Consider the following 22,128-nt stretch of genomic DNA (forward strand, 5'->3'; position numbering starts at 1 on the left):
CGCCACTCTCCAGCACCAAAGTCTATCAAGGCAATAACCGCCCCCTTAGTGCCCCGAGGGCCGATTAAGGTATAATCCCTACACAACCGATTTAATACCTGACTAAATTACTCTGGTATTGTATAATCGCTCGCCAGAAGCAACGGGAAAACGGCCAAAGAAGCCCACCCCTTCATCCAAAAACCGATTGCAGGGCGTACTCAAGGACACGAGCGACCACTGCAACGCCAGCAAACAGATGACATCCGCCGACACCACCCAGCCAAAGGTATGCTCGGCGAAACACAGGGCACCATGCCCAAGATGAGAGAATTACGGAGCGACGATCATGGCGACCACCGACAACGAGGTGAAAGAGCTGATCAAACGGGAATACGAGCACGGATTCGTCACTGAAATTGAATCCGACACCTTCGAACCCGGCCTCAATGAAGATGTAATCCGCCGCCTGTCTGAAATCAAACAGGAACCGGAATTCATGCTCGAATGGCGCCTGAAAGCCTATCGTCGCTGGCTGGAAATGGACGAGCCGGAATGGGCCCACGTAGATTTCCCGAAAGTGGACTACGATTCCATCTCCTATTATTCCGCGCCCAAGAAAAAAGAAGACATGCCCCAGAGCCTGGACGACGTTGATCCGGAGCTGCTGCGCACCTACGAAAAACTGGGCATCCCCCTGCACGAACGGGCCAAGCTGGCCGGCGTTGCGGTTGATGCCGTGTTCGATTCCGTCTCAGTAGCCACCACCTTCAAAGAACCGCTGGAAAAAGCCGGCGTGATCTTCTGCCCCATCTCCGAAGCGGTGCAGAAATACCCGGAACTGGTGAAAAAATACCTGGGCAGCGTTGTCCCGGCTGGCGACAACTACTTCGCCGCCCTCAACTCCGCCGTGTTCTCCGATGGCTCCTTCGTGTACATCCCGAAGGGCGTTCGCTGCCCCATGGAACTGTCTACCTACTTCCGGATCAACGCCGCCAACACCGGTCAGTTCGAACGCACCCTGATCATCGCCGAAGAAGGCAGCTACGTGAGCTACCTGGAAGGCTGCACCGCCCCCATGCGGGATGAGAACCAGCTGCACGCAGCAGTGGTGGAACTGGTCGCCCTGGACGACGCCCAGATTAAATACTCCACCGTACAGAACTGGTACCCGGGCGACGAAAACGGCAAAGGCGGCATCTACAACTTCGTCACCAAGCGCGGCGCCTGCATCGGCAAAAACTCCAAGATCTCCTGGACCCAGGTAGAAACCGGCTCTGCCATCACCTGGAAATACCCGAGCTGTGTGCTGCGTGGTGAGAACAGCGTCGGCGAGTTCTACTCCGTCGCCCTCACCCACAACTACCAGCAGGCCGACACCGGCACCAAGATGATCCACCTTGGCAAGAACACCAAGAGCACCATCATCTCCAAGGGCATTTCCGCCGGCCGCAGCTCCAACGCCTACCGCGGCCTGGTGAAATTCGGCCCGGGTGCAGAAGGTGCCCGTAACTTTACCCAGTGCGACTCGCTGCTGATCGGCGACCGCTGTGGCGCCCACACCTTCCCGTACATCGAAAGCAAGAACAAATCGGCCATCGTGGAACACGAAGCCACCACCTCCAAGGTCAGCGACGAGCAGATGTTCCTGTGCCGTCAGCGTGGTATCGACCCGGAGCAGGCAGTGTCCATGATCGTGAACGGCTTCTGTAAGGAAGTGTTCAAAGAGCTGCCGATGGAGTTTGCGGTGGAAGCCGGCAAGCTTCTGGAAGTCAGTCTTGAGGGTTCTGTGGGCTAATCTTTATGGCCCCGCTGGCCTTGGTGGGGGTCAGCAAGCCGGGTGGTACTTTCCGGGACACGCTGTGAATACGTCCCTGTACGCTCCGCAAAAACATCCATGTTTTTGAGGGTCCCGGAAAGTACCACCCGGCTCGCTGCCGCAGACATCAGGCGGGCACTACGACAATTAAAGCAGTTGAAGTTAGGTAGGACGGCAAATAAACAAGTTTCGCGGAAGCCCTCGGGCAAGCCCTTCCGGGATCGTCAAAATCATGGATGATTTTGACGAGCGATGACCGCCAGGGATGGCGGGAATGCAGATTTGGCAGGAGCATTAATCTGCCAGGGACGTATTCACAGCGTATCCCGGAAGGGCCTGCCCAACGGCTGACTCACCCATGGTCAGGGCTACCGTGAGAGGGTGGGGCAAAGAATTCAGACAGTTAAAAAGAGAGAAGCGTACAAATGCTGAGCATCAAAAACCTGCACGCCTCCGTTGAGGGCAAAGAAATCCTCAAAGGCATCAACCTGGAGATCAAAGCCGGGGAAGTTCACGCCATTATGGGCCCGAACGGTTCCGGTAAGAGTACCCTGTCACAGGTTCTGGCAGGCAACGACGCATTTGAAGTTACCAGCGGCGAAGTCACCCTCAATGGCGACAACCTGCTGGACCTGGAAACCGAAGAACGCGCCCGCGAAGGCATCTTCCTGGCATTCCAGTACCCGGTGGAAATCCCCGGCGTAAGCAACCTTCAGTTCCTGCGCACCGCCGTAAACGCCATGCGCAAGCACCGGGGCGAAGAAGAAATGAACGCTGCCGAGTTCATGAAGCTGGCGAAGGAAGTCTCCAAGCAGGTAGACCTGGACCCGGCTTTCCTGAAGCGCGGCGTGAACGAAGGCTTCTCCGGTGGCGAGAAAAAGCGCAACGAAATCATGCAGGCGCTGCTGCTGCAGCCGAAACTGGCCATTCTGGACGAAACCGACTCCGGCCTGGACATCGACGCCCTGAAAGTGGTGTCCGATGGTGTTAACGCCCTACGCTCAGAAGATCGCGCCATTTTGATGGTGACCCACTACCAGCGCCTGCTGAACCACATTGTGCCCGACTACGTGCACGTGCTGGCCGGCGGCAAGATCATCAAGTCCGGCGGCCGTGAGCTCGCCCTGGAACTGGAAGAGAAAGGTTACGGCTGGCTGGGCATCAAAGACGAAGACACCAGCAACTGATCAGGAGGTCGCGGAATGAAATCAGTACCCACGCTTTCCAGCGCCTTCCTGCACCCGGCCGGGCAATCTTTGCCGGAGCCGTTGCTGGCGCTGCGTAAACAACGGGCCAGCGCACTGGTGGACATGCCACTGCCGACCCGAAAAACCGAGAACTGGAAGTATTCCAGCAAGTACCTGAAGCTGGCCGACGATATGGCCATCTCGTTGCCCGCTGAAGGCAAAGGCGGCAACAGCCTCGCGGTGCCGGGTTACAAGGTTGTTTTCAATAACGGTGTAATGATCCCGGAAGCCAGTGAGTATCCGGACCTGAACGGCATAATCATCCAGAGTTTCAGTGACCTGGATGAAGACGATGCCAAGGCGGTGTCACTGCAATTAGGCAGCACCCTGGACCACGATCAGGCGCAGTTTGCCCGCGTGAACGGCGCCCGTTTTGAGGACGGCCTGTTGATTCGCCTGAAGCCGGGTGCCGTGCTCGACCAGCCGCTGTTTGTGATCCATGAAACCACCGCTGATGCCAGTGGTTCGGCCTATCCGCGCATCTACGTGGAAGCCGGCGCCAACAGCCAGATGACGCTGGTGGAAGAATACATTTCCAGTGGTGACGCAAGCGCCCTGGTTAACACCGTTACCGAATTCAACCTGGCCGATGGCGCCAACATCACCAGCATTCGCCTGAACATGGAAGGCGAAAACGTTCAGCACATTGGCGCTACCGGCGTTCTGCAGCAACGCAGCTCCCGGTTCGAAAGCCACTGCGTGGGCTTCGGCGGCCCACTGCGTCGGCACGACCTGCAGGTTCGCCTGGAAGGTGAAGGGGCCGAAACCAAGCTTAATGGTGTGGTGGTTACCCAAGGCAAACAGCATTACGACAACCACACATCCATTGACCATGTGGCTGCCCACTGCAACAGCGAAGAGACCTACCGCAATATTGCTGCGGACCAATCCCACGCTATCTTCAACGGCCGGATTCATATCCACCAGGACGCCCAGAAGTCCAACGCGGATATGAACAACAAAAACCTGCTGCTGTCTAACGGTGCAGAGATCGATACAAAGCCGGAACTGGAGATCTATGCGGACGACGTCAAGTGCGCACACGGCGCCACCATTGGCCAGCTGGATGAAACCTCGGTGTTCTATCTGGTATCCCGCGGCATTGGCCGCCGGCAGGCCAACGTGTTGTTGACCATGGCGTTTATCAATGAGCTGGTGCAGCAGATTCCGGTGGAAGCCGTGCGCGAAACTGCCCAGGCGCGGCTCAACGATTTCTTTGAGCAAACCTTTCAGGAGGCCTGAGGGCATGACTGACCTGTCCGTGGTAAAGAACACCAACTCCCTGGCGTTTGATGTAGAAGCCATCCGCCGAGACTTCCCGATCCTGGCACAGGAAATCAACGGGAAGCCGCTGGTGTATCTGGACAACGGCGCTTCGGCCCAGAAGCCGCAGGCGGTGTTGGATGCCATGGATCGTTACTACAGGGAAATGCACTCGAACGTGCACCGTGGCGCCCATACCCTGGGGGACCGCGCCACAACGGCTTTCGAAGGCGCCCGGGAAATCGTGCGACACTTCCTGAACGCTCCCAGCACCAAAGAAATCATCTGGACCCGGGGCACCACGGAGGCCATCAACCTGGTGGCCAACGGCCTGGCTCCGCGCCTGAAAGCCGGCGATGAGATCCTGGTCAGTCATATGGAACACCACGCCAACATCGTGCCGTGGCAGATGATCGCCGAGCGCACCGGCGCCAAAGTGGTCCCTGTGCAGGTTACCCCCGAAGGCGAGCTTGACCTTGATTCATTCAACAGCCTGCTGAACGAGCGCACCCGAGTATTGGCCCTTACCCACGTGTCCAACGTGCTGGGCACAGTAAACCCGGTGGCGCCACTGATCGAACAGGCGAAGAAACAGGGCGTGATCACACTGATTGACGGCGCCCAGGCCGTGCCCCACTTCAAGCCGGATGTGCAGGCGCTGGGTTGCGATTTCTACGTGTTTTCATCCCACAAACTGTTCGGCCCCACCGGCATCGGTGTGCTGTATGGCCGTGCAGAACTGCTGGAAGAAATGCCTCCCTATCAGGGTGGAGGCGAGATGATTGAGCGGGTGTCGTTCGAGCGCACCACCTGGAACGTTCTGCCCTACAAGTTTGAAGCTGGCACCCCGGCAATTGCCGAAGCCGTCGGCCTCGCGGCTGCGATAGACTACCTGGACAGGCTGGACCGCCAGGCCATGGAAGCGGCAGAAAATGCCCTGCTTATCCGTGCCAACGAGCTGGTAGAGATGGTTCCGGGCATGGAGATTATCGGCACCGCGAGGCAGAAAGTACCGGTAATGTCCTTCAAGATTGCCGGCCTGCACCCAAGCGACATCGGCACCCTGCTGGACCAGCAAGGCATTGCCATCCGCACGGGTCACCACTGCGCGATGCCATTGATGGATTTCTACGGAGTACCCGGTACAGCCCGGGCTTCATTTGCGTTCTACAATACGCTGGAAGAGGTCGAGAAACTGTTTACCGGCCTGCAAAAGATCCAGCGCCTGTTTGCCTGAGGAGGTGGAAACATGTCAGCCGAAGTCTTCACCCCAAATGATGTGAACGTGACCATGACTCCGACGGCGGTCAAACACGTTCGCAAACAACTGGATAAAAAACCGGAAGCCAAGGGCATTCGCCTGGCCATCAAAAAGAGTGGCTGCTCCGGCTTCAAGTATGAAACCCAGTGGGTGGAAACCCCGGAATCCGACGACCGTATTTTTACCATCGACGGCGTGGATGTATTCGTAAAACAGGAACACCTGCCCCTGGTAAACGGCATTGAAATCGACTTTGTTACCGAGGGCGTGAACTCCCTGTTCCGCTTCCGCAACCCCAACGCGACAGCGGAGTGTGGTTGTGGTGAGAGTTTTACGGTGGCATAAACAGAGGTCTTACAGAGCATGCAAGAACGGGAAGTTGTTCTAACCAAGCGCGAAGTGGAGGCCCGGCTGGTGCCTTCCGGTACGGAAATCATGATTCCGTCGGACACCTTCGTGACCATCACTCAGTCCCTCGGTGGCACCTTTACCGTCGCGGTGAACGGCAACCTGGCTCGCATTGAAGGTCACGACGCAGACGCCTTGGGCAAACAGCCCCTGGAAAGCAGCTTTGAGACCCCGGAAGACGGCACCATCAACGAAAACCAGGTGTGGGAAGCCTTGCGCAACTGCTACGACCCGGAAATCCCGGTGAACGTGGTGGACCTGGGCCTGATCTACAACTGCAAAATCGAGAACGGCACCGAAGACGGCAACCACATTCACATCACCATGACCCTCACCGCCGCTGGCTGCGGCATGGGCCCCGTCATCACCAACGATGTGCAAACCAAGGTGGAGCATGTCCCCAATGTCGACAAGGTAACGGTAGAGCTCACCTTTGATCCGCCCTGGAACAACGATATGCTCACCGACGAAGCCAAACTCGAACTGGGAATGCTATGACCGCCAGCAAGGAACAATTTCTCGACAACCCTCTGGGGGTAAAAACCACCCTGGAAGACGTTCTGGATGCCTTTGAGTTTCTGGACGACTGGGAAGAGCGCTACGCCTACATCGTGGACCTGGGCAAACAGTTGCCGGCGTTCCCGGATGACGAGCGGACAGAAGAGAATTATGTGCATGGCTGCCAGAGCCAGGTGTGGCTGGTTCACCATCACGACGAGGACAGCGGCAAACTGTTCCTGCTGATCGACTCAGACGCCATCATCGTGCGCGGTCTGGCGGCCATTATTCTGGTAGCCCTGAACGGCAAGACACCCCGGGAATTGCTGGCCACCGACATAGATGAACTGTTCGAACAGCTGGATCTGTTCCGCCATATCTCCCCGACACGGGGTAACGGCCTGCGGGCTATGGTCGGGAAGATCCGGGACATCGCGGCGGCCGAAGCCGCCTGATCTCACCAGATTATAGCAATATCGTCCCTCTGGATATTCGCCTGGCCACCGGTCACCGGCAGGCGACCGGTGCTGAAATCCGGGTGGACGTTATCCAGGGTAATGGACACCTTCGCATCCGTCAGCTCGGGTGTACCATCCAGTGAATCGAAATAACGCTGACTACGGTAGATATTGAGCTCGTCGCCCGGCCGCAATCCGGCTGTCGCGCCGGAAGCCAGGGTCACACGATTGCTCTCCACACGGGTCACCCGGGCCATGAACGGTTGGCACGCCAACGCACTGTTAACGGCTACAGCCATATCATCAATCACGCCAGTCACCGCCTGCCCCCACTCCGATTTTTCAAAGCCGGCCGAAGCAAAGCCACCAGTGCCTGCGCCTTTCGGATCCCAGCGAGCAGAGGTTTCAAAGCGCTGACGAAACACCGGGGAACCGCTGAAGCCATCGAACACCATCACTTCTGCTTCAAACCGGCGACTGGTATCCACCAGCCCGATCCCCCGCTGCATTCGGTTCACGATGGAACTGCCCCAGGCATTAGGGTCAGCCACACCGATATCCCTGATGACGCCAGACACCACAAACTGCGCGCCGAGCTCCCGGGCCAGTTGGACCACATTGGTCAGATGATTCGCCGCCAGATTCTGGCGCGAGGTCGGGGCGTCTGGCAAATCGCTGAAAAGTTGCAACGAGGTAGAGCCCAACACCTGCATTCTGCCCTGGGACTGCAGGCGGGCAATCAGTGCCTGCGGCAGTTTCTCGCCGGCATCATCAAGCCCCGGGTTACCTCCCTGCTGTGGCCGGACAATCGGAAATCCTGTCACCGCAACTCGCTTGCGCAGCCCGGAGGCTTCCCCGGCCTTACAGCTTTCGGTACCGGAAGCATCCGCCATCTCGGCCCGCACCACCACCCGCAAAAGGTTGCCGCTGCGGTATTCATCCACGATGGTGGCGTTACGTAACTGGGCGGTGGCCGAAAGCCGCGTTCGGGACTGGGTCAGCTCACCGTTTTCAAGCGTATCCTGGGTGCTTACGCTGGCCTCATACTGCAAGGCGAGATCACGCATGGCCGCCTGCCGGGCCTCGGCGCGGGCCTGGTCCAGATTGTTCTCCCGGATATTGGCATGGCCCACCCCCTCAAGCACGGCAGCACTGACCACGCCCGAGCAGGCCCACAGCAACAATAGAACAATGGCTTTCATACTTCTCCCGCATTCCGCCAAGGCATCAGCGGATTAATCCAGATAATAGAGTGACTGGGTGCGCCGGGTTTCCACATCCCCTACCCGGTCGTTCTGACGCGGCATGGGGATCATGCATTGATCCCGAACCTGATCATCCACCACCCGTGAAACGCACTCGCGAAACCTTGGTTCCAGCTTGAGCTCCATCACTGTCTCAATCACACCATCGCTGTGCTCGTTCACCGCCACCATCCGTGCACCGCGTATATAACTGTCTACATAGGTGCGGAAGTTGTCATTGTTAACGACAAAATCATTCACCGTGGAGCTGCCGTAAATCACCGTACCGTATACCCGCTCAGCCAGGTTCCGATAGGCATCCAGCTGCGAAGCACGCCTGGCCATCAACCGCTTTCGAGGATTTATGCGGTCCTCACGAACATCCTGGTAGGTGCCAAAACCACTGACCCGAACGGTGATGGGTTCAAATTCGGTACGGGTATCCTGCGAGCTGTTCTGATAGCTGCCCACCGGCGCGCAGGCTGCCAATGTAAAAACCAGAACAGGCACGAGAGTCCATCGCAGTGTCATTATCTTGTCTCCGGAAAACACTTTTGCAGTATCCATGAAAAAATCACGCCAGCATCAGCAACCCAATGATGTTACTTGCTTTTTCAAAATCAACGATCTCTCTCCCTTGGGAAAGCGGCAACAGTCTGCCTTCGTTTACAGTTCGGGAACAAACCGTTACCCGTTGTGAGCTGCTTCACGGATTAAACTCGTCTAACCTTTCAAGTACTTAATTGTTTGTACCTGCATATAACAACTCAGGACTGTTCATGAAAACAAACCGCCTTTGCAAATTGTCCCTGGCCATCAGCCTTTCCATTGCCACCACCTCTGCCCTTGCGAGCCCGCAGGCACCCATGTCTGCGCGCTCCTTCGCCATGGGCGGGACTGGCGTCGCCGTAGCACATCCCTCTGCTGCCCCCTTGGCCAACCCGGCCATGATGGCGGCACCCCAGCACGACTGGGCGGATGATTTCGGCCTGATGCTGCCTTCGGTCAATGCACGATTTGCGGATGAAGAAGAAGTTGTTGATCAGATTGATGATATTCAGGACACAATTGACGAACTCGAGCAATCCATCAACAGCCTGAATCAGGGATCTGCCCAGGATAATGCCGGAAAGCTGCGTGAGCAGCTTCAGAATTTCGACCGTGATACTGTCCGAGTGAATGCCGGTCTCGGGTTGGCCGTTGCTCTTCCCGGGCCTAGCCTGTCGGTTGGAGTGATGGCGAACGGCAACCTAACCGCAACAGTTCGAGGCGAGTACAGCGAAAACGATGACGCCCGATTGGCAGCTGTCGAAGCCGGAATCCTGACACCTGGCATTACCGACGAACTGGAGTCCAGAGGCAGCATCCTTGCCTCTGCAGTTGCAGAGGTTGGTTTGAGTTTCGCCAGATCCTTCGAGCTCAATAACGGCGAGCAGCTTCAGCTAGGCATAACCCCCAAATACATCGAACTCCGAACCTTCCAATACACCGAACGAGTCTCAAGATTTGACGACGATGATTTCGACGGTGACGAGTTCGAAACCGACAAAAGCGGCTTCAATCTGGACATTGGTGCCGCCTATGCCTTCGGCGAAAACCGCGAGTGGAATGCGGGCATTGTTGCCAGAAACCTGATACCCATGGAGCTGGACTCTGCCCAAGCTCGAGGTGAAGAGAAACGCACCCTCGAACTCAACCCCATGGTTACCGCCGCCATCGCCCACAAGAGCGACTACCACGTAGTCACCGCCGAACTGGACCTGACCAAGAAAAAGGCCTTCGGCTTTGAAGACGATACCCAATGGCTGGCGGTCGGTGCCGAATTCGACGCCTGGCGCTACGCCCAGCTGCGCGCCGGTATCCGCCACAACCTGGCCAGCAACAGCGACAACGACGGTATTGAAGAAGATACCCAATTCACCGCTGGTCTGGGACTGAACGTTCTCGGCGCGCGTCTGGATATTGGCGCCCTGTACAGCAGCGCTGATGTGGGTGCCGCGATCGAGCTTGGCACCTCCTTCTGATATCGCCGTAGTTCCAGAGCCCGGCCTGCCCCGCAAGCCGGGCTTTTTTTCTGCCTCACCGCGTCCTTGCCGCTCAAAGTCACGGTTGGGGTTTGCCTACGGCAGACTGTGGCCGGATAATCTACCGATCTGCACCCACACACCAAAGGAAACCCCAGCTCCATGCAAACCTATCTGGTAGGCGGCGCCGTTCGGGACAAACTGCTCGGCCTTGAGGTAAAAGACCGTGACTGGGTGGTGGTCGGCAGCACACCAGATGAAATGCGAGCGAAGGGTTTCAAACAGGTAGGGGCCGATTTCCCGGTTTTCCTGCACCCGAAAACCGGCGAGGAATACGCCCTGGCCCGCACCGAACGCAAGCAGGGCCGGGGCTACCATGGGTTTACCGTATACAGCGCCCCGGATGTCACCCTGGAGCAGGATCTGAAGCGCCGGGACCTGACCATCAACGCCATGGCAGAAACCGAAGATGGCGAGTTGGTCGATCCTTTCCACGGTCACGGCGACCTCGAGCAGAAAAAGCTTCGTCATGTGTCCGAAGCCTTTGCGGAAGACCCCCTGCGCATCCTGAGAACCGCACGGTTTGCCGCACGCCTGCAACCCATGGGTTTTACCGTATGCCACGAAACCAGGGCCCTGATGCAACAGATGGTCCGTGAGGGCGAACTGGAGGATCTTGTCCCGGAGCGCGTATGGCAGGAGGTTCAGCGAGCACTGCATGAGAAAGCGCCCGGTGTCTTTTTCGATGTGCTCAAAGACATTGGCGCCCTTGAGGTTCTAATTCCAGAGCTCGCCAGCCCGGGCATTCTCCAGCACGGGCTTCAGGCACTGCATTGCGTGCACCGGAAAAACGGCAACACGGCCCAGCGCTTCGCCGCATTGCTGTGCGCCGTGCCGGAACCCGCCGCTGTCGCTCGCGCAAAAGCCATGAAAAGCCCGAATGACTGCAAAGACATGGTCCACCTGGTCTGCCTTTATATGGAGCACCTGGGCGATCAGGGCCCGAAGGCCCTTGCGCCGGAGCAAGCGTTGGAGCTGCTGGAGAAAGCCGACCTCTCGCGCCGCCCGGAGCGTTTTCTCCACTTGCAGGAAACCCTTGCCTGCGCCGTCAAACCCGGCCAGTCAGACAGACTTGACCGGCTCAACCTGGCCGCACGACACGCCTCAGCGGTCAACCCGCAAGACCTGATCAAACAGGGCCACAAAGGAAAAGCCCTGGGCGATGCAATCCGCAACGAGCGGCTGGCACGTATCAAACAGGCATTGACCAACTGACCAGAGGAATTCTTTATGGCAGCTCCTGTTGTTCTGATCACCGGCGCCGCCCACCGTCTCGGCGCCCGTACCGCGGAGGTCCTGCACGCCCGGGGCTGGAATGTGGTCATCCACTATCGTTCGAGGGCGGACCAAGCGGCCGAACTGATGGAAAAACTGAACCGGGAACGGTCTGACTCAGCCACCTCGATACAGGCAGACCTGACAGACATGGAACAGGTTGCCAGGCTGGCCAAAACCGCCTGCCAACATTGGGAGCGGCTGGATGGCCTGGTCAACAACGCCTCAGTCTTCTATCCCAGAACCACCGAAGACTCCGGTGAAGACGACTGGAACGCCATCATGGGCGCCAACCTGAAAGCGCCATTCTTTTTGCTCAAACACTGCCTGCCTGAGTTGAAGAAGAACAATGGGGCCGTGATAAATCTGATCGACATCTACAGTGAGAAACCGCTGAACGATCACCCCCTGTACTGCGCCAGCAAAGCGGGCTTGGCCGCCCTCACCCGATCCTGGGCCAAAGATCATGCCCCAGAGATCAAGGTAAACGGTGTATCGCCTGGCGCTATCCTCTGGCCAGAGGGCGATGCCGCGATTGATCCAACTTATCAGCAGGCCATTCTGGACAAAACACCCCTGGCCCGTACCGGCAACCCCGACGACATTGCCGGTGCCATCGCCTACCTGCTGTGTGATGCGCCCTTTGTGACCGGTCAGATTCTCTCCGTCGACGGCGGTCGCAGTCTGAATATGTAAATCACTCCCGGCAGGCTGAATCAACCCATACCTTGGTTGTTTTGGCCGAGCCAGGCTTTCCCGCTACAATGCTTGCCATCTTGTATTCACACGCCGGCAGGCATCGTCCTGATCCTGCCCTTTGCAACGGAGAATTCCCATGCGTGATGTCGTGATTGTTGCCGCAAAACGTACTGCTGTTGGCAGCTTCGGTGGCGGTTTGTCCACCCTGCGGGCCGACCAACTCGGTTCCGCCGTGATCAAGGCGCTGATGGAAGAAACCGGCGTGGCCGGCGAGCAGATCAATGAAGTCATCCTGGGCCAGGTACTGACTGCCGGTTGCGGTCAGAACCCTGCCCGCCAGGCAGCCATCAATGCCGGCCTGCCAAGCTCCACACCAGCGATCACCATCAACAAGGTATGTGGTTCCGGCCTGAAAGCGGTTCATATGGCGGTGCAAGCCATTCAGTGCGGTGATGCCGAGATGATTGTCGCTGGTGGCCAGGAAAGCATGAGCCAGGCGCCACACGTTCTGCCCAACAGCCGTAATGGCCAGCGCATGGGCAACTGGAGCATGGTCGACACCATGGTGAACGATGGCCTGTGGGATGCCTTCAACGATTATCACATGGGCATCACCGCCGAAAACATCGTGGAGAAGTACGGTATCAGCCGGGACGAGCAGGACGAATTCGCCGCTGCCTCCCAGCAAAAAGCCGTAGCGGCCCAGAACGCCGGCTATTTTGACGGCCAGATTGTTCCGATCACCATTCCCCAGCGCAAAGGCGACCCGCTGGTGATCAGCAAAGACGAATGCCCCCGCGACGGCGTGACCGGAGACAGCCTTGGCAAACTGCGCCCGGCGTTCAAGAAAGACGGTTCCGTGACCGCGGGCAACGCTTCATCCCTGAACGACGGTGCCGCCGCCGTGATGGTGTGCAGTGCCGAAAAGGCCAAAGAACTGGGGCTGACCCCGCTGGCCACCATCAAGGCCCACGCCAATGCTGGTGTTGACCCCACCATCATGGGTACCGGCCCGATTCCCGCCAGCCAGCGCTGCCTTGAGCGGGCCGGCTGGACGGCCGCAGAGCTGGACCTGATCGAAGCCAACGAAGCCTTCGCGGCCCAGGCCATCTCGGTCAACCGGGACATGGGCTGGGATACCAGCAAGGTCAACGTTAATGGCGGCGCCATTGCCATTGGCCACCCGATCGGCGCTTCCGGCTGCCGTATTCTGGTTACCCTGCTGCACGAAATGTCACGCCGCGACGCCAAGAAAGGCCTGGCGACTTTGTGCATCGGTGGCGGCATGGGCGTTGCCCTGGCAGTGGAACGCTAAGCCCGGTGCTGCACGTTGTACTCTATGAGCCGGAGATACCGCCCAATACCGGCAATATCATCCGGCTCTGCGCCAACACCGGCTGTCAGCTACACCTGATTGAACCGCTGGGGTTTTCCCTGGAGGACAAACAGATGCGCAGGGCCGGGTTGGATTACAGCGAGTACGCCACCGTGAAGATCCACCCGGATTACGCCAGCTTTCTGGAAACCGAGCAGCCTGCGCGACTGTTCGGGCTCACCACGAAAGGCAGCCGTCATTATCACGAGGCCGCTTTCCAGGATGGCGACTACCTGATGTTCGGGCCAGAAACCCGAGGGCTGCCGGCAGACGTTCGGGAAGCCTTGCCAGAACAGAATCGGCTGCGGGTACCCATGCGCCCGGAGAGCCGAAGCCTGAACCTGTCCAATACCGCCGCCCTGGTGGTTTACGAGGCCTGGCGGCAGACCGGATTCAACGGCGCAGTCTGAGCACTCCCGCTGGCAAGGGGAATGACCAGCGGATAGCCCTCAGGGAGTTGAATAACCCGAGTCCGATAGCCGTAAACCGCTTTCAATAGTGACGGCGTCAGGACCTCACTGGAGCCCCCTTCATGAAAGCAGCGGCCAGACTTCATGACCACCATTCGGTCTGCAAACTGAGCCGCAAGATTGAGGTCGTGGACGATGGCCAGCACGGCCACCCCGTGCTCCCTGGCCATTGCGCCTACCAGCTCCAACACCATCTGTTGGTGCGCGGGGTCCAGCGCCGACGTACACTCGTCCAGCAATAACAGTCGATCCTGTCGGGTATCCCATATCTGCCCCAGCACTCTTGCCAGCTGCAACCTCTGCTGTTCCCCGCCGGACAATCCCGGCACCAGTCGATGCCGCAAATGCTTGATCTCCAGGGCTTCCATCAGGATTTCTGCCCCGGAATCCGCGCATCGGCGGGTTGCGGCCGGACGACCAAGGGCCACCACTTCCTCCACCGTTAGTGGGAAGTTAACCTCAACACTCTGAGGCATAATCGCCCGATGGCGTGCCAGCTCACCCGGGCACCAGCCACCAAGTTCGCGGCCGGCAAGTCGGATCCGGCCCCGGTACGGCAATTCTCCAGCCAGTGCTTTCATAAGCGTTGACTTACCCGCACCATTCGGCCCCAGCAGCATCAATACTTCACCAGCAGACACCGTCAGATTGATATCGCTGACAATCTCCGTTCCCGCTAGAGATACACTCAAGTTCTGAATTTCCAGGACCATCACATCACCTTTCTCCGCATGAGCAAACCCAGAAAAAACGGACCTCCGATCAGAGACATCATCAGCCCGATGGGCAACTCGGCGGGTGCAACAACAACTCGCGCGATGGCATCAGCCGCAACCAACAGGGTTCCCCCCATCAGCGCACTGACTGGCAACACCACTCGATGACTCGCTCCCAGCAGCTGCCTTACCAGGTGCGGCACAACCAATCCGACAAAGCCGATCAGTCCGCTTACGGCCACGGCTGCGCCAACACCTAGCCCGACAACCAGTATCGCAACCTTCTTAACGGTGGCTGTTCGATACCCCAAGTGGCCCACTACCGATTCGCCCAACAAAAACGCGTCCAGCGGTCTGGCCAGCCAGGGTGCTGCCAGTAAAGCCAGGATCATGAAAGGTGCGCCCAAAACAAGATCGTCCCAGGCAGCGTGGCCAAGGCTCCCCATTGTCCAGAACGTCAGGGATCGTAACTCCTCATCGCTTGCGTAGAACGTCAGCAAACCGGTTGCTGCGCCCGCCACTGCGTTGATGGCAATACCCGCCAATAGAAGCGTTGCCACAGCGGTCTGGCCAGCACGACTGGCAATCCGCCAGGCCAGAATGACGGTGCCACTGCCGCCGGCAAATGCAGCCAGAGGTAACGCCCACTGTCCCGCCAGGGTCACCCAACCACCAAGGGCCGTCCCGCCAAGAACGATAACGGCAATGGCTGCCAGTGACGCACCAGCAGAGACACCAATCAGGCCAGGATCTGCCAGGGGGTTTCGGAAAAGCCCCTGTAGGATCGCGCCGGAAACCCCCAATACAGCTCCAACCAGAAAGCCGAGCAGAAACCGGGGTAACCGGACTTCCAACACAACCATAGCCGCTACCGGATCCGAAGCTTCCCGGCCAGCAACCACCTTGAGAATATCCATCAGTGCAAGGTCGTAGGCACCACTACCTATCGATGCCAGGGCCGCAACCGCCAGGAGAGCTCCCAGCAACAAGAGCGCCGGCGCCAACGGCAAACGACCGGAATGGTCACGGATCATTGGCGGCTATTTCCCTTTGGCCGGGCAAGGCATCGTTAAGCGCCGCCATAGCTTCCGGCAAGCGAGGGCCGAAGCCGAGCAGGAACATACTGTCGGCCACCAGCCGATGCCCGGACTGCCATGCTTCAAGGCGCTCAACCTCTGGCCACCCCGCAATGTCGAACTGGCCCGGAGTGGATTCCGCAATCACCACCGCATCGGGGCGGGAAGCAAGAATCGCCTCCCGGTTGGCCGGTTTGTACCCTTTAATACCCTGGGCAGCATTTTCGGCCCCGATCAGTTCAACCAGCGCATTCGCTGCAGTATCCGACCCGGCCAACATGACCGAGTGGTTGCCCGCAGCGAGGATGAACAGAATTCTGGGCTGGTAATCACGGTTTCCGGTGTTCTGTTGAATCCGGCGGATATCCGCCTCTACGCCAGCCACCAGAGCCCGCGCTTCCTCGGTTGCCCCGAGCAGCTCGCCAACAGACAATATGCGCTCCAGCGCTGCCTCCGCGGTCCACCGCGACGGCAGTTGCGCAACCCGAACCCCGGCGCGCGCGAGGCGCTCAAGATTCCTGGCGGGCGCAGCCTGCTCTGAGGTAATCAGCATATCCGGCTTCAGTGCCAGAACGCCCTCGAAAGGCAAAGCGCGCAGATAACCAACTTTGGGCAACTCAGCCGTTTGCTCCGGATAACCGCTGGTGGTATCCACTCCAACCAGGCGCGACTCCTGCCCAAGGCGATAGACGATTTCGGTGATGGCTCCGTCTGCAGTCACCAGACGGCTCGGTTCGGCAAACACCGAGCCCGATGCCAGCGACAATCCAATCAGAATGAACAGGAGCCACCGCAGCCTCATGACAAAGCCTCAAGCGTTGCGACCTGTTCACGCCAGAGTTCGGATTCCGGAATGCCGGGTTTACGTTCACCAAAAACCGTCAGAACCAGTTCTCCGTCTCCATTGAAAGCTTCCACAGAGGTGATCAGGCCATCGGTGGACGGACGTCGTACCAACCACCAGCGTTTGATACCGTCGGTGTTAGCGTGCAGATTGAAGCCCGGATCCAGTACGTTCATCCAGGGGCCAGTGCGGCGAACATTTGTGACACCCCCGGTAAAGATCTGGACAATCCCGGGATTGCCGACAAAGAACATCGCCGGGCATTGGTTGTCTCTCAGCAATCCCAGCAACCGATCCAGCACATTCTGATCCCCTGACTGGAGCTCCGTGGCCCACTCACCACGCACCAGCTCGAGCGCTGTCAGGCGGTCAGCACCGGCACGCTTTAACAGGGCTCCAAAATGATGGACATCCTTGAGTTTCTCCCAGCCGGTGCGCAGCGCATCAACATCCACGGTTTCCGGGGACGAACGCTTCAATGTCTCTCGCCGGCCTACCGGTTTAAAGGCTTCCTGGCGGGCTGCTGTAAAGCGTTCGACCATGTTTTCCCAGGCATCAGCATCGGTCGTGTCCACTCGATAAATCTTGTGAATGGCCGTGCCGTACTGGTCGAAAAACTGAAGGCTCTCCCGTAGCCCAGACCGCACCTGCTCCAGTACCCGGTAGCCCCAGGCCCAGTGTTTGAAAAACACCCGTATGTCAATCTCTCCAACCGCCAGCCCCATAGCTCCAGAGCCGCCGACCGTGAAGTCTCTGAAGCAACCGGTAACTTCATGAACTACCTCGTTGTTGCGGGCAAGAATCATCACCGGTCCGACCTGCTCCAGGGCCCCAAGGATCTGACTAAACTCATTTATGAGTGGAACGACGGCATCACGCTCCCGGAGCCGTACAAGCTCCATTTCGCTGACCCCAAGCCGGTCTGCGACCTGGCGGATCCTGAGATTTGGCTCCTGTTGTCTTATGGCTTCCCATCGTGCCGGCAGGTTGTCCGGCACACCTACTGAATCGGTTATTGCCTGTTGCATGACTTACTCCTCGGCTTGCTGAAGTTCCACCGGCAACCAACGCACCGTAGGCTGTCCGCTGGTTCCGTTCTGGTCGTAGTATCCGACGATCTGCAACGCCCAGACCGTGGACTCAGGATCATCAGCCTCAGCCTTGATCAGGAAGGTTCGGAAGTTGGGCCAGATCTTGTGTTGGTTGGTCAGGTTGTAGGCGTACCAGGTGTTATCCGTGAATACCCCGCCGGTTGAGTCCGTGTTGTAGAGCTGGGGTACACCTGGATCGCTGTCATTGGCGGCAAGTTCGCTCCAGGTCATCGGGTCGGAGGCCCCGCCTTTCCCGGCGCCAGACACACCGCTGTTGGATTTCAGGTACCAGTCCCGACCAGAGAAGCCGACCTGGACATCCCAGTTGTCGCTGGTATCACAATCAACAACGGCGTCTGAGTCAAAATCGAAGCATACGTCGCCGCCTTCATAGCCTGCAGGGGGCGTGAAAGTGACTGGTGTGGCACTGAATTGCGACGCGCCAGAGGCCTGCACGTCAAACTCCAGTGTGAAATCTTCAATACCTTGTCCTTCGCGGGTCGGGAAATTGAAGTCGACAACCCGCATTCGGGCATAGCTATTTCCCTCGGCAGAACGCACCAGATAACCAACATCGTCTGCCTCGCTGATCACGCCCGTGGCGAAATCATATTGAGACCAGGTATCTGAGGCCCCAAATGCACTGGCAAAGGCATCCTCCTGCCAGCTAGCCGGCTCTTCAAGAATGCCCAGCAAGTGCTCCTGCTCTGAGTTGGCGGTGGCGTTGATGAACACATTCGCGATGGGGTCGCCATTACCATCGTAAAAATCGTCCTGGGCAATAGCCAGAGCGCCGACAACGCTTCCGCTTCCGGAAGCACCGCTGTTCACCTTGAAGCTCAAGCGGTTGGCGGCAATGTGCCAGTCGCCACCGTCTTCCACCATCGCTCCGGTTTCCAGATTGAGGTAGACGGTCTCCGTTGCCGCGGGCAGCAACTGCTCGGAAAAATTGCTGACATTATCTGTATCGTCCTCCGCGATGGAGTTGTCACTACCTCCACCGCAGGCCGTCAGAGCCAGGGTGGCCAGCACAACGGCCAGAGGCCTGTTATCGAAAATTTCCATGGATGTCTCCTTCATATGTTTTTCGGGTGTTCGGGCATCATTGGCCAAAGGAAACCGTCAGCCCGGCGTAGAGGAAACGCCCGGCAACCGGTCTGAAATCTTCACTGGCATTGGAAAAATCACGCTGTTCGCCGGTGATGTTCTCGGCACCGGCGAACAATCGAAGCTGGTCGGAGAACCGGTAGTTCAGCTTCAGGTCGGCCGTTGTATACCCCGGGGACTCGGTTCCCGAGGCCGCATTCACGAACTCTTCACTCTGGTACCGAAGCCTCGCACTCCAGGACAGTCCGGGCAGCCGAAACGGACCATCCAGCCCGAGGCGCGCCTGATGCCTTGGGTGGCGATTAAGCTCATCGCCTGTTGCCACGTCTTCGGTTCTGGTCAGTGTATAGCCGGCGGTGAGTCGCCAGTGCTCGGAGGGTTCCCAGCCAGCCGTGGTCTCGAATCCCCAGGTCCTTGCCTCGGCAAGGTTTTCATAGGAGAAAACCTGAACTCCGTCGTTCCGCGCCTCGGTAGCCTCGGCATCCGGCGAGGTCTGGATCAGTTGCTCGATATCATTAAAGAAGGCGTTCGCTTCCAGCCATGCAGACCTGTTCCAGGACAGGCCTCCTCCAAACTGGTAGCTGACGGATTGCTCCGGCTCCAGATCAGGAGTCCCCTGCACGATGTAGCCAAGCTGGCTGTGGTCAAAAGTGAAGTGTCTCTCCTTGAGATTCGGCACCCGATATCCGGCGCCAACGCCACCTCGGAGGAAGCCGGTCAGGGAATCGGTCCGGATCAGGTCGTAGCGTGCATTGATCTTCGGGGCGGTGTGGGTTCCGAAATCGGAGTCATTCTGGAAACGGACGCCGGGCACCAACTCAAGATTCGCGGTGGGCATCCAGGTGTCCTGAACCCAGACCTCCTGGCTCCCACGCTGTCGGCGAGGCTCAGCACCCAGCTCGGAAGCGCCGTCCTTGGTCTGCTTGAGGGTTTCGCGGTTAACATCGACACCAGCCTGCAAGTGATGACTGAGCCCCACCGGCTTGCCCAAATGGGCCGAAAAACGGGACAGAGTAGATTCGGCACGACGGTCATCAAAGACACTGCTGGCCGTGTATTTCAAGGTATCGTCGTTGAGGGTCTCATGGACAGCGGCCCAACCGGCACGCAGATCTGAATCGCGACCATGGTCGCCAGCCAGGGTATAGCGGGTGCGAGTGACCGTTTCATCCTTACCCTGATTGATAACAAAAGGCGGGTTGCGTTCGGTAAACCGTGACCCGGACTCCTCTTCGAATCGGGCGACCGCAGCGCTCAGCCGGTGGTTGCTGTTTGGAGACCAGTCGGTGCGGAAGCTGAGATCGGTTCGGTCGTATTCATCGCCCGGTCGGGCCCAGGTCTCTGGCTGCGGGTCGATGCCATCGGAATGCTGGTGTGATGCGGATAACCGAAGGGCCAGCTGTTCATTGCCACCCTGAACCGAGGCTCGGGCCGAATAGCGCGCGGGGTCGGCGTCACTCCCAGAAGGGTTCTGATCGCCATAGCTACCGGCGTCGGCGGTGAAATGACCGGAGAACCCGGACACCGGCGGACGGGTGATGATGTTAACCACCCCACCGATACCGGCACTGCCGTATTGAGCAGACACAGCTCCCTTGACTACTTCGACACGCTCGATATCAAGGACTGCCAACTGACTGACATCAACGGATGAACCCGTCGTCGCCGTCATCGGCATACCATCGATCAGCACCAGAACCCGGTCAGCCTCAACTCCCTGCAACCAAACCTCATACCCGGGTTTCCCGTGAACCTCCCTCAGCTGAACCCCGGGCACGTTCTCCAGCGCTTCTTTCATGCTCCGGGCGTGAGTTCTCTCAAGCTCCTTCGCGGTGACAACCTCGGTGCGCACAGGAGTGTCCAGCAACTGACGCTCCGTTCTTGTTCCAGTGACAACCAGCTCATCCAGGTAAAAGGCCTCGGCAACCGTGTTACCGGAACCTCCCAAAAGCAAAAGGAACAGCGACCACCGCTGGAGATCAGCTTTCGAATTCAACATATCACTCACCAATAATCGTAATGCGAACGATTATTATTTTGTTTACATAAAAGATCAACCCTTCAATTGATGAATATCAAGCGCGCACAAAAAAACCGGCCTCAGCCGGTTTTTTTAATCTCTTCAGAAAACCAAACGATTAGTGAGTCTGCTCTTCCTTGGCTTCGCCTGCCGCCTCTTCCTGCTTGCGCTTCAGCGCCTGGGCATAGATGGCGTCAAAGTTCACCGGCGCCAGCATAAGGGCCGGGAAGCTGCCCTTGTTGACGATGCCGTCGATGGCTTCGCGGGCGTAGGGGAACAGAATCGTCGGGCAGTACGCGCCCAGCATCTGACCCAGCTGCGGGCCTTCAATACCAGACACCATGAATACGCCGGCCTGCTGGATTTCAACGATGTAGGCAACTTTCTCGCCCACCTTGGCAGTAACGGTCAGCGACAGAACAACTTCATACTGATTATCACTGATCTTGTTATGGGCGGTATTCAGATCCAGGTTCACCTGCGGCTTCCACTGCTCCTGAAACACCAGGGGAGCATTCGGGGACTCAAAAGACAGGTCCTTCACATAAATGCGCTGAAGGGCAAACTGGGGTTGGTTCTGGTTTTCGGTGCCTGCGGCTTGCTGATTCTCAGCCATGATCAGTCCTTTCGTTCTGGTAAAAAGGGCAACAGCCCGTTGTTATGGTCACGTGAGCCGAAACAGTCTACTGCGTGGTCCCGGCAGGTAATGTGAAACAGTGCGACAGATCGGCAATCAGATCAAGCCCTGTTACTTTTTCACCAGCGGCAGATTGCTGGCTCTCCAATCGGTGATACCTCCATTCAGGCGCACCACATTGGCGTAGCCCTCAGCATTCAGCTGCTTGACCGCCATGGCCGAATGCTGGCCCATTTTGTCCGCCACAATAATCTGCTTGTCTTTGAACTTGCTTAACTCATTGGCGCGGCTCTTGAGGCTGTTCAACGGGATATTGATGGAGCCGGTAATGCGACCTTCGCCAAATTCCTTGCGATCCCGGATATCCACCACTACCGCCTCATCCTTGTTGATCAAAGTAACGGCACCCTGAGCCGAAATTTTGGTGCCACCCCGCCGGGATTCCAACACCAGAATGGCCACCAGGAATGCCACGAACAGTGATACCAGAATGTAATGATTGACTACGAATTCAAACAAGCGGTCCATGAAACTACCCTGAAAATTTGATTTGGCGG

Annotated in this window: 22 protein-coding genes; 12 read left to right on the forward strand and 10 right to left on the reverse strand. The window is 58.0% G+C overall.

The features are described 5' to 3' along the window. Positions 1–328: 328 nt before the first annotated feature. From sufB to ACNSOI_RS15935, 7 genes are all read left to right on the forward strand, one after another. Positions 329–1,777, forward strand: a complete 1,449-nt coding sequence (gene sufB / locus ACNSOI_RS15905) for a Fe-S cluster assembly protein SufB (RefSeq protein ID WP_152439006.1) — start codon at positions 329–331, stop codon at positions 1,775–1,777. 446 nt (positions 1,778–2,223) lie between these two features. Next, on the forward strand, positions 2,224–2,985 hold the full coding sequence (sufC, locus tag ACNSOI_RS15910) for a Fe-S cluster assembly ATPase SufC (protein ID WP_072676366.1): 762 nt from the start codon (positions 2,224–2,226) through the stop codon (positions 2,983–2,985). Between the two features lie 15 nt (positions 2,986–3,000). Further along, positions 3,001–4,287 (forward strand): Fe-S cluster assembly protein SufD, encoded by a 1,287-nt coding sequence (gene sufD / locus ACNSOI_RS15915; protein ID WP_072676365.1) that lies wholly within the window; start codon positions 3,001–3,003, stop codon positions 4,285–4,287. Positions 4,288–4,291: 4 nt separating this feature from the next. Continuing rightward, positions 4,292–5,545, forward strand: coding sequence for an aminotransferase class V-fold PLP-dependent enzyme (locus ACNSOI_RS15920; RefSeq protein WP_420194518.1), 1,254 nt, complete (start codon positions 4,292–4,294; stop codon positions 5,543–5,545). A gap of 12 nt (positions 5,546–5,557) precedes the next feature. Then, positions 5,558–5,914 (forward strand): HesB/IscA family protein, encoded by a 357-nt coding sequence (locus tag ACNSOI_RS15925; protein ID WP_061332969.1) that lies wholly within the window; start codon positions 5,558–5,560, stop codon positions 5,912–5,914. A gap of 18 nt (positions 5,915–5,932) precedes the next feature. Beyond that, positions 5,933–6,475 (forward strand): putative Fe-S cluster assembly protein SufT, encoded by a 543-nt coding sequence (gene sufT, locus ACNSOI_RS15930; RefSeq protein WP_152439009.1) that lies wholly within the window; start codon positions 5,933–5,935, stop codon positions 6,473–6,475. Further along, positions 6,472–6,930 carry a SufE family protein gene (locus ACNSOI_RS15935; protein WP_058090504.1) on the forward strand — a complete coding sequence of 153 codons (459 nt, stop codon included), beginning with the start codon at positions 6,472–6,474 and terminating at the stop codon, positions 6,928–6,930. Before sufT ends, ACNSOI_RS15935 begins: the two co-directional genes overlap by 4 nt. Positions 6,931–6,932: 2 nt before the next feature. On the opposite strand, the gene ACNSOI_RS15940 is transcribed toward ACNSOI_RS15935, so the two are convergent. Together ACNSOI_RS15940 and ACNSOI_RS15945 are read right to left on the reverse strand one after the other, a co-directional pair. Then, the gene (locus ACNSOI_RS15940) at positions 6,933–8,135 is read right to left on the reverse strand and encodes a flagellar assembly protein T N-terminal domain-containing protein (protein WP_286251767.1); all 1,203 of its coding nucleotides are present in this window, start codon (positions 8,133–8,135) and stop codon (positions 6,933–6,935) included. A gap of 33 nt (positions 8,136–8,168) precedes the next feature. After that, positions 8,169–8,708, reverse strand: a complete 540-nt coding sequence (locus ACNSOI_RS15945; protein ID WP_061332971.1) for an LPP20 family lipoprotein — start codon at positions 8,706–8,708, stop codon at positions 8,169–8,171. Positions 8,709–8,956: 248 nt separating this feature from the next. Here ACNSOI_RS15945 and traF point away from each other — a divergent pair, with 248 nt between their 5' ends. The 5 genes from traF (at position 8,957) to trmL (ending at position 14,020) form a co-directional block, all read left to right on the forward strand. Beyond that, the gene (gene traF, locus ACNSOI_RS15950) at positions 8,957–10,201 is read left to right on the forward strand and encodes a conjugal transfer protein TraF (protein WP_106694655.1); all 1,245 of its coding nucleotides are present in this window, start codon (positions 8,957–8,959) and stop codon (positions 10,199–10,201) included. A gap of 162 nt (positions 10,202–10,363) precedes the next feature. Next, the gene (locus ACNSOI_RS15955; protein WP_420194519.1) at positions 10,364–11,476 is read left to right on the forward strand and encodes a multifunctional CCA tRNA nucleotidyl transferase/2'3'-cyclic phosphodiesterase/2'nucleotidase/phosphatase; all 1,113 of its coding nucleotides are present in this window, start codon (positions 10,364–10,366) and stop codon (positions 11,474–11,476) included. A gap of 15 nt (positions 11,477–11,491) precedes the next feature. Next, complete coding sequence (locus ACNSOI_RS15960) at positions 11,492–12,232, forward strand: pteridine reductase (protein ID WP_106694653.1); 741 nt, start codon at positions 11,492–11,494, stop codon at positions 12,230–12,232. Between the two features lie 139 nt (positions 12,233–12,371). Next, positions 12,372–13,550 carry an acetyl-CoA C-acetyltransferase gene (locus tag ACNSOI_RS15965; protein ID WP_420194520.1) on the forward strand — a complete coding sequence of 393 codons (1,179 nt, stop codon included), beginning with the start codon at positions 12,372–12,374 and terminating at the stop codon, positions 13,548–13,550. Between the two features lie 5 nt (positions 13,551–13,555). Continuing rightward, positions 13,556–14,020, forward strand: coding sequence for a tRNA (uridine(34)/cytosine(34)/5-carboxymethylaminomethyluridine(34)-2'-O)-methyltransferase TrmL (gene trmL / locus ACNSOI_RS15970; RefSeq protein WP_061332976.1), 465 nt, complete (start codon positions 13,556–13,558; stop codon positions 14,018–14,020). Here trmL and ACNSOI_RS15975 read toward each other — a convergent pair. The 8 genes from ACNSOI_RS15975 to ACNSOI_RS16010 all read right to left on the reverse strand — a co-directional run bounded on the left by ACNSOI_RS15975 (position 13,978) and on the right by ACNSOI_RS16010 (position 22,099). Continuing rightward, positions 13,978–14,793: a heme ABC transporter ATP-binding protein gene (locus ACNSOI_RS15975; RefSeq protein ID WP_420194521.1), complete on the reverse strand. Its 816-nt coding sequence runs from the start codon at positions 14,791–14,793 to the stop codon at positions 13,978–13,980. The two genes, trmL and ACNSOI_RS15975, sit on opposite strands and share 43 nt — an antisense overlap. Further along, positions 14,793–15,830, reverse strand: a complete 1,038-nt coding sequence (locus ACNSOI_RS15980) for a FecCD family ABC transporter permease (RefSeq protein ID WP_138435454.1) — start codon at positions 15,828–15,830, stop codon at positions 14,793–14,795. The genes ACNSOI_RS15975 and ACNSOI_RS15980 overlap by 1 nt, the downstream gene beginning before the upstream one ends. Further along, positions 15,820–16,674 (reverse strand): heme/hemin ABC transporter substrate-binding protein, encoded by an 855-nt coding sequence (locus tag ACNSOI_RS15985; RefSeq protein WP_068351437.1) that lies wholly within the window; start codon positions 16,672–16,674, stop codon positions 15,820–15,822. Before ACNSOI_RS15985 ends, ACNSOI_RS15980 begins: the two co-directional genes overlap by 11 nt. Further along, the gene (locus ACNSOI_RS15990; protein WP_420194522.1) at positions 16,671–17,744 is read right to left on the reverse strand and encodes a hemin-degrading factor; all 1,074 of its coding nucleotides are present in this window, start codon (positions 17,742–17,744) and stop codon (positions 16,671–16,673) included. Before ACNSOI_RS15990 ends, ACNSOI_RS15985 begins: the two co-directional genes overlap by 4 nt. Positions 17,745–17,747: 3 nt before the next feature. Beyond that, positions 17,748–18,872, reverse strand: a complete 1,125-nt coding sequence (locus ACNSOI_RS15995) for an HmuY family protein (RefSeq protein WP_420194523.1) — start codon at positions 18,870–18,872, stop codon at positions 17,748–17,750. 37 nt (positions 18,873–18,909) lie between these two features. Then, entirely contained in the window at positions 18,910–20,913 is a 2,004-nt protein-coding gene (locus ACNSOI_RS16000) for a TonB-dependent receptor plug domain-containing protein (protein WP_420194524.1), read from the reverse strand. A gap of 139 nt (positions 20,914–21,052) precedes the next feature. After that, complete coding sequence (gene secB / locus ACNSOI_RS16005) at positions 21,053–21,550, reverse strand: protein-export chaperone SecB (protein WP_058090491.1); 498 nt, start codon at positions 21,548–21,550, stop codon at positions 21,053–21,055. Positions 21,551–21,682: 132 nt separating this feature from the next. Further along, the gene (locus tag ACNSOI_RS16010) at positions 21,683–22,099 is read right to left on the reverse strand and encodes a rhodanese-like domain-containing protein (RefSeq protein ID WP_106694646.1); all 417 of its coding nucleotides are present in this window, start codon (positions 22,097–22,099) and stop codon (positions 21,683–21,685) included. Positions 22,100–22,128 lie beyond the last annotated feature (29 nt).

This window comes from Marinobacter sp. GH_1, assembly GCF_048595985.1.
Classification (GTDB): domain Bacteria; phylum Pseudomonadota; class Gammaproteobacteria; order Pseudomonadales; family Oleiphilaceae; genus Marinobacter; species Marinobacter shengliensis.